Raw genomic sequence first — 1,370 nt, forward strand, 5'->3', positions numbered from 1 at the left:
CCCGGAGTCACCAACACCCTCAAGCCCAACCCGCTGGGCGTGCTGCACAACTCGTACAAGGGTGCGTTTGCCAAGCTGCGCTCGCGGCCCCGCAAGATCGAAGCCATGGTGCCCGCCCAGCAGGCGCGCCTCCACGAAAGCGCCCGCACCCGGCAGGCCGCCTCGCCCATCGCCTACCCGGCCTACCACCGCACCGTGGAGTTGGACGTAAAAGAAAGCCACACGGTGGACATCCACGCCGACACCGTCTGGAACGCCACCGGCGTGTACCTGGCCGCGGGCCAGCGCTACACCTTTGCGGCGACCGGCGAATGGCTGGACAGCAAAGATGCCTGTGACTGGCGGGGCACCGAGAACGACGACTACACCTTTGGCGACCTGGCCCGGGCCGTAGGCTCACTGGGCGGCAGGCTGGAGGACCTGGTGAAACGCGCCACCGGCAACGCGTCCAGCGACTTCTGGCTGACCAAGCGGGTGGAGTCCTACCGCTGGTTCAGCCTGGTGGGCGCCATCGCCAACGACTCGGGGGACGACTCCATCGTGCCCAACGACGGCAGCCCCGACCCCCACGAGTACCTGCACCTGCCCGCCCACGCTGTAACGCCGTTCCCGGTGACCCGGTCGGGCTACCTGTTTTGCTTTGCCAACGACGTGTGGGCGCTGTACCGCAACAACCACGGCAGCGTGCGGTTGACCATCACCCGGGTTGCATGAGTTTTAGGCCGCCAGCGCTTATTTCATAAGCGCAACAAGCTATTTAAACAATAGCAATCATGCCTTCCCGGTCTGGAAAGTCCACCGGCAGCGGCGCAGGCCGTTCGCAGGTGGTTTGCAGGTGGACGAAGCGCCCCTCAGCAGCCGAGGCCAGCATCGCCTCCATTACCTCCAGACAGTGCAGGCCCAGGGCACCGCTGGCGCGGGCCGGGCGCTGCTGGCGGATGGCGTAAGCCATGTCCACCAGGCCGATGCCCCGGCTGTTGACCCGGTGGCTGGTCTCGCCAAAGCGGTGTTGTGCGGGCACGCGGATCCAATCCGGCTGCACTGCGGGGCGCGGCAGGCTTTTCCAGCGGTATTCGTCCACCGTGCGCAGCAGCACCTCGCCGCCAAACAGGTTGGGGCCGTCCACCGGGTCGATGTCGCGCAGGCAAATCGTGCCCTTGGTGCCGTAGATCTCCAGCCGGGGCAACTCGGAATCCCACACGTCAAAGCTGGCCAGCACGGTGGCAATCGCGCCATTGGCAAATTCGATGTTGCCGCTGATGTGCGTGTCCACTGCGACCGGTATTTCCGTGCCGCGCAGTGGTTCGCTGTGGACGCTGCGCGTAGCAAACGTGCGCTTGCCCATGGCGCAGCAGCGCGTGGCCGGGCCC

At 66.2% G+C, this 1,370-nt stretch carries 2 protein-coding genes; one reads left to right on the forward strand and one right to left on the reverse strand.

Features of this window, described 5'->3' with window-relative positions:
* Positions 1-714, forward strand: a 714-nt coding sequence (locus AC097L_RS24505) for a hypothetical protein (RefSeq protein ID WP_479589325.1), incomplete at its 5' end; no start/stop codon positions are given.
* Positions 715-757: 43 nt separating this feature from the next.
* Here AC097L_RS24505 and AC097L_RS24510 read toward each other — a convergent pair.
* Positions 758-1,370 (reverse strand): Gfo/Idh/MocA family protein (locus tag AC097L_RS24510; protein ID WP_479589326.1); only part of this gene is annotated, 613 nt, incomplete at its 5' end.

Source organism: Rhodoferax sp. RT5P35 (assembly GCF_056521385.1).